This is a genomic window from Noviherbaspirillum massiliense JC206 (assembly GCF_000312045.1).
GTDB classification, from domain to species: domain Bacteria; phylum Pseudomonadota; class Gammaproteobacteria; order Burkholderiales; family Burkholderiaceae_D; genus Noviherbaspirillum; species Noviherbaspirillum massiliense.
The window spans coordinates 1,412,095-1,418,999 of the sequence record NZ_HE978634.1 but is presented as its reverse complement, the minus strand read 5'-3'; the positions used below and the strand labels follow the sequence as shown (position 1 = coordinate 1,418,999).

Genomic DNA, 6,905 nt, shown 5'->3' with positions numbered 1-6,905 from the left:
ACTGTTCGTTCAAATTTCATTAGCTGCCTGCGCGCGATTTTTGAGGGACACGCGCGCCCCACCCATTCCTGAAGACGGGCGAAGGCTGCCTTCGCCTGCCCGTCGCATCCAGCCGCTATCGCACGCCGGAAGCTTCGATCAAGGGAGGACGCTCGCCGCCGATCGCATGGCTCGGACCCGATTGCCCGTAGTTGTAGCCATAGCCGTAGCGGCCAGGCCGGGCCTTCAGGTCATTGAAGAGCACTCCCTTCGCAGCCAGGCCTGCCTGCGCCAGGCGCTTCATGGTTTCATTGATCTCGCCCGGCGTGGTCACGCCAGCACGTGTCGTGATGTAGATGGCGCCGGCTTGCTGGCCAATGATCAGGGTATCGGCGACTGCGAGGATAGGCGGTGCATCCACCAGTACCAGGTCGTAATGCGACGACACCGCCTGGAACAGTGCTGCGAAATTCGGGCGCAGCAGCAATTCGGCCGGGTTTGGCGGCAACGTGCCGGTCGAGATGAAGTCCATGTTCTCGATCACGCCGCGATGGATTACCTGCTCCAGCGTGCGGGTTCCGGCGATCACCTCCGAGAGGCCATCCTGGCGGCCAAAGCCGAAGTACAGGTGCAGCAAGCCATTGCGCAGGTCCGAATCGATCAGCAAAACCTTCTTCCCGGTAGCTGCCATTACCGCAGCCAGGTTGGCCGAGACGAAGGATTTGCCCATTCCCGGTGTGGCACCGCTGATGACGACCACGTTGTTCTTGAATTCAGGCATCGAGAATTGCAGCGCAGTCCGGAAATTGCGCAGGCTCTCGACTGCCACGTCGGTCGACGACACATTGGCCAGCAAGGGTACGCGCTGCTTGGCGCTGACCTGCTGGTACAGCTCCTTCTGCTTCTTGCTGTGGGGGATGGTCGCATAGACCGGCAGGCCCACCACTTTCTCGAGCTGTTCCGGGCTGTCGATCGCGCCCTGCATCGATTTTCTGAAGAAGGCTACCAGCACGCCGAGGAACAGGCCGCCGAGTACCGACAGTGCCACGATCATCGGGCGATTCGGCTTCACCGGCCGTTCCGGGGGCAAGGGTGTGTCCACCATGCGCACGTTGCTGACCTTGCCGACGGTGATCAGCCTCAACTGCTGCGCGGTATTGAGCATCTGTGTATAGAGGTCGGTATTCACCTTCACTTCGCGCGACAGGCGCAGCAGGTTCTGCTCCAGGGCCGGCAGCTGCTTGATGTGGTCGTTCATGTTCGCGATTTCGGCATTGACCTCCTTCAGCTGGCTGTCGACGGCCATGACCGCAGGATGCTCCGGCATGAAGCGGGTCATGAGCTCCAGGCGCTTCTGCTGGAGTTCCATCTTGCGCAGCTTTGCCTGGGCTGCATGCTGCAGGCTGAGCTTGGATTCTTCGGTCAGGTCGATAGTGCCGTTGGCATTCCGGAAGGCGTTGTAGCGCGCCTCCGACTGTTCAAGCTGGGACTTCAGTTCCGGCAGTTGCTTGTTCAGGTAGGCGAGCGACTTTTCGGCCTCCTCGGTCTTGCGTGCCGCATTCTGCTTCATGTACTCCTTGCCGATCTCGTTCAGCACATTGCTGATCATCTGCGGATTGGAGCCCTGCAGCGTGGCGTTGATCACGCCCGACTGCTTGCCGCCCTGCTCGGTCACGACCATCGATTTCTGGATCCCCTCGATCGTCGCCAGGCGCGACGCGCGACTCAGGATGAACTGGGCGCCCGGCTTGGCCTGGATCTGGTCCACGCGCAGGTCGATCGGCCCCTTCGGCGTATCGAAGGTCATCTGTTTGCCGACCTGGCCGTTCAGCTCGAAATTCTCTTCCTTGTGGCGCAGCCGGAACTGGCCATCCTGCCCGGTAGTGAGGATAAATTCCTGGTTCAGCAGCGAGTCCGGCACGTTGAACACTGCCACATCAATCTTTTCCGCGCCCCAGGCATAACCGCCGTAGCCGAGCAGCCCCGGATTGGACAGGCTCTTGTTGCGCTTGGCGATCCAGGATCCGATGAACGGGAAATATTTGGGACGAGCGTTGATGTACAGGCGCAGGTTGTCGATTGCGCGCGACACCACCATCCGCGAATGGAGCAACTCCATCTCGGACGACGCCGAAGTCTTCACGTCGAAGGTGTTGGCGAGGTCCCCGAGGATGTTCTTGGACTCCTTCTGGCTTTCCTCTTCTACCTGGATCACCAGGTTCGACTCGTAGACCGGCCTGGCCACGAATGCATAACCGACGCCCAGCAGCGTGATGATGAATGCGATGCTGGCGATCAGCCAGCGGCTTTCCCAAAGAATATCGAAGTAGGTCGCCAGTTCGATTTCTTCATCGTCCTGTCTGGCAGGCCCGGTCAACTGGGGTATGGATTGGGTCATCATGTTGATTTTCTGAGTGTGTTTTTTAAGAGCTGCTTGGGCTGCACGGAATCAGATAAACATCACACCTGCGCACGTTTGCCGCATGCATTGCTTGCTTCGCTGTCGGAGCGTGTTCAGGCTGGATGGCCTTTTTTTGGGTGATGCATCATGCATCATGGGCGGTTCGTCATTGGAGTGACCGCACCCACTGCACCGGAGAGAGCACCTGGCAGTATCAGGCTGATGACTCGATTCCAGTTCGCAAGCGGCGTCGCCGCCACGTACACCACGTCCTTCGGATCGAGTTCGAATCCTTCCGCCATCGCCAGGGCGCCGGGCGACTTGCCGTCGAGCTGATAGACGACCTGGTTGGTACCGGCATTGCGCACCACGTAGATCTGGCTGCCGTCGCCGCTCACTGGGTTCACGCCGCCGGACTCGCCGAGCGCCTCGTTGAGCGTAAGGCGACCGTTGTGCATGGTCAGTGCGCGCGGGCTGACGACCTCGCCGGAGACGAATACCTTGCTCTCGTCACGGGAACGCACGCGAACGATATCGCCGTTGGCCAGCATGATGCTGTTCGGGTTGACGCCTTTCTGCACCAGTTCCTGGAGATTGATTTCATAGTTGGTGCCGCCGCGGTTGATGACGATGCGGCTCTGGTCTCCGGTCGGCAGCACGCCGCCGGCACGGTTCAGGGCTTCCACCAGCGTCATCGGCACATCGTTGAGCGCCTGAAGGCCCGGGTTCTTGACCTCGCCATCGACATACACCCGCTTGCTGCGGAAGGCCTGCACCCGTACCGTGACTTTCGGGTTCCTGATGTAGCGGGAGATCTTGGAGGTGAGCATGTTGCGCGCCTCCTCCTCGGTCAGCCCTGCGACCTTGACCGAGCCGGCGAACGGAAACTGGATCATTCCGTTGTGGTCGACGACGAATCCGACGGGAGGCTGGGTTGCGGCATTGACATCTGCCGGAGCCGCGCCAGGCGCAGGCATGCCGATTGCACCGTTGGTCAGTTCAGGATGGTCCCACACCACGACGGACAGCACATCGCCGGCGTCGATCTTGTACGATTCGACCTTGCCAAGCAACTTGCTGATGTCCTGGCTGCTGCGCTTTTGGCGTGCTTCCCTTTCGGCCTTGACCAGCTGCGGCGTGATCGGCTTCAGTATCGCCTTGATCTCCTCCTCCGATCCGGATGACGCACGGTAGCTGTCGGAGGTGCCGGACGACTGGGACTGGGTAGCCGACCTCGGATCGAAGTGCATTCCCGGGGCTGCCGACTGGCATGCAGCAAGCCACGGCAGGATGACAACCACACTCCACTTTGTCAGGTTGCGTGCTGATGAGAAGCGCATTCTTTCACTCCACTTGAATAGTAAAAACGTGCCGGACGTTTCCGTCGCAAGTACACGGCTTGACAGTCACGCGGATATTGCCCGCAACAGAAGACCTTACTCACGTTCAACAATGCGTGCTGCACACTTATCCCGTCGACATTTCCTGCTGTGTCAAATACAGCAGCCGTAGTCCGGCGTGCAGCAGTGAGTCAGTGCAGCTACAACTCTACGTAAGCCCACCTCACCTGTTTTGACACGTATCAACGCGATTTGAGATACGAAATGCACGCAACACACGACGTGGATATGCACAACACATGCATCGCGATGCGCGCGCATCATGCTCGAGAACATGATGCTCACGCTTCAATGCAAGCGCATTGTCTGAAGTGAAGCAGCATCCTGCATGCACTGCATGCACATGACTGGATCAAGAATAGGGAAAAGCGAAGCGGAGCCTTTTGCGGCAACACACGGGAATTGCCGCTTTGGTTTAATTTTTGTTAAAGGCGCTTGCGACTCGGGCATGCAGCAGTGCAAGCTTACTGCAAGACATCGCCCGAGAGTGATGAAGCAGCACCCCATTTATGCAGTGCTCACGCGTTCCTCGCAAGTTCTGGAGCTTCAGAGATGCATCGGGTTTGCGCCACAGCATCAGCTGCTGCGGCGCGCGCCAGGATCAAGCTCGACATGCAGGCAAGCTGGTCGGCGTGACTCAAGCTTCGCGCAGAGTCTGCAGGGGCGGCTGCTGCAACACGTTGCGCAAGCCTATCCAGCCGCCAATGAAAGCGCATGCAGTACCGGCAAGGAATCCGGCGACCCAGACCATGGGGCTGAATGTCCATTCGAAATTGAACACGTATTCCGCCAGCGCCCATCCTGTTGCCGCCGCACCGGATGCAGCCAGCAAGCCAGCCACTCCTCCGACCAGCGCGAACTCGATCCATTGTGACTGCGACAGCTGGCTGCGTGTCGCACCCAGTGCGCGGAGCAAGCCGGCTTCCCTGACACGCTCGTCCTGCGAGCCGACCAGGGCTGCATACAGCACCAGCACGCCGGAAACCAGCGTGAAAAGGAACAGGAACTCGACCGCCCTGACCACCTGATCGAGAACGCTTTGCAATTGCCGTATCACGCCGCCGACATCGACGATCGTGAGATTCGGGAAATCGCGGGTGAGCTCATTGATGAAACCTGCCTGCTGCTGCGGCAGGTGGAAAGCCGTGATCCATGTCTGCGGCGCGTTCTCCAGCGCGCGCGGATTCAGGATCACGAAAAAATTCACCCGCATCGATCCCCAGTCGAGCTTGCGCAGGCTGGTAATGGTGGCATCGACCGCTTGACCCGCGACGTCGAAACGCAAGCGATCGCCCAGCTTCAGGTTCAGCGTTTTCGCCAGCCCGGCTTCAACCGATGCTTCCGACTTGGTGTCGTCAAACCAGCGACCGGCGACAATCTGATTTTCTGCAGGCAAGCAGCGCGTTGCGGAAAGATTGAATTCGCGCTCGACCAGGCGCCGCGCCCGGTCTTCGACATATGTCTTCCCATTCACCGGCGCATCGTTGATCTGCACCAGGCGGCCGCGAATCATCGGATACAGTACAGGCTGCCGGATGCCAGCCTGCTTCAGGCGAGTCTCGATCTCCTGCTTCTGATCCGGCTGAATGTTGATCACGAAGCGATTTGGTGCATCGGGCGGGGTGGCATTACGCCAGGCGGTCACGAGGTCGCCGCGTATGACGGTCAGCAGCAGCAGTGCCATCAGACCGAGCGCAAGCGCGACGATCTGGACCACCGTAGCGCCGGTGCGCCGCTGCAAGGCATTGACGGCGAAGCGCCAGGCAGGATGCGCCACCGCTGTCCGGGCCGAGCGCAGCGAGCGCAGGCATAGCCAGCCGACGACGGCGAACAGTGCAAAACCGCCAAGAAAGCCCAGCCCGGTCAGCAATCCCAGCTTGGGATTGCCTGCCTGCCATAGCAGCAGGCCAAGAAAGGCAAGCAGGCCGAATGCATAACTCGCAAGCGTCGCCGGCTTGGGCACGGTTTGTTCGCGCCGGATCACGCGGTTATGCGGCACGTTGCGGAGCTGCAGGATGGGGGGGATCGCAAAGCCGATCAGCAGCACCATGCCTGTTGCAATGCCTTGCAGTGCAGGCAGCCAGGATGCAGCGGGCAGATCACTGGTGACGAACTTGCCCAGCCAGGCCAGCAGCACGAAGTGCGCGCCATAACCGATGGCGGCGCCGGCAATGCTGGCCGTGAGGCCGATCATCAGGAACTCGGCGAGGTAAAGCAAGGTCACCTGATTCTGCGTTAGGCCGAGGCAGCGCAGCATGGCGCAGGCATCCAGATGGCGCAGCATGAAGCGGCGCGCAGCCATCGCCACCGCCACAGCAGCAAGCATGGCCGACATCAGCGCGACCAGCGCCAGGAAGCGTTCGGCACGGTCAAGCGTGGAACGCATTTCCGGCCGCCCCGATTCCAGCGTATCGAGACGCACGCCGCGGGTATGCTCCTTCTCCATTCTTTCCAGCACCCATTTCCGGAAGATTTCCACCTTCGGCGGCTCGCCCGCAACCAGCAGGCGGTAAATCACGCGCGAGCCGTTCTGGATCAGGTTGGTCGAGGCCAGGTCCGACAAGCCCAGCATCACCCTGGGAGCGAAGTTGACGAAGGTGGCGCCGCGGTCCGGCTCGACGGTAAGAATCCGGGCAATCGCAAAGCTCCTGTCCCCGAGCTTCAGGCGGTCGCCCACGCCCACATGGAGAGCGGTGGCGATGTTCGGGTCGATCCAGACGCTGCCTGCGGCGGGAATGCCGGTCGCCTCCTGCTCTTCCGCGCCGGGCGCCATTGCAAGCTTCAGGTGGCCGCGCAGCGGATAGCCGGACGATACCGCCTTGACCGATACAAGCTGGGATGCCGAGCTGTCGCCCTCTCCCGCGATTGCCATGCTGGGGAAGGTCACGGTCTCGGCCAGCGCGAGGCCGCGCTGCGCCGCTTCCGCGCGCCAGTCCGGCTTGACCGGCTGATCGGCATTGATGACCAGATCGCCGCCGAGCAACTGATTGGCATCGCGGTTCAGCGCGGCACGCATGCGGTCAACGAAGAACCCGACCGAGGACAGTGCGGCAACCGCCACGATCAGCGCCACGAGAAGGAAACGCAATTCACCCGCGCGCCAATCGCGGCGTGTCATACGAAGA

At 60.8% G+C, this 6,905-nt stretch carries 3 protein-coding genes; all 3 read right to left on the bottom strand.

All coding sequences use genetic code 11. The features are described from left to right. Nucleotides 1-115: 115 nt before the first annotated feature. Nucleotides 116-2,380 carry a polysaccharide biosynthesis tyrosine autokinase gene (locus HGHM_RS20915; protein WP_148415423.1) on the bottom strand — a complete coding sequence of 755 codons (2,265 nt, stop codon included), beginning with the start codon at nucleotides 2,378-2,380 and terminating at the stop codon, nucleotides 116-118. Between the two features lie 152 nt (nucleotides 2,381-2,532). After that, complete coding sequence (locus tag HGHM_RS20910; protein WP_148415421.1) at nucleotides 2,533-3,720, bottom strand: polysaccharide biosynthesis/export family protein; 1,188 nt, start codon at nucleotides 3,718-3,720, stop codon at nucleotides 2,533-2,535. A gap of 697 nt (nucleotides 3,721-4,417) precedes the next feature. Further along, on the bottom strand, nucleotides 4,418-6,898 hold the full coding sequence (locus HGHM_RS07055; protein WP_019140818.1) for an ABC transporter permease: 2,481 nt from the start codon (nucleotides 6,896-6,898) through the stop codon (nucleotides 4,418-4,420). Nucleotides 6,899-6,905: the final 7 nt, after the last annotated feature.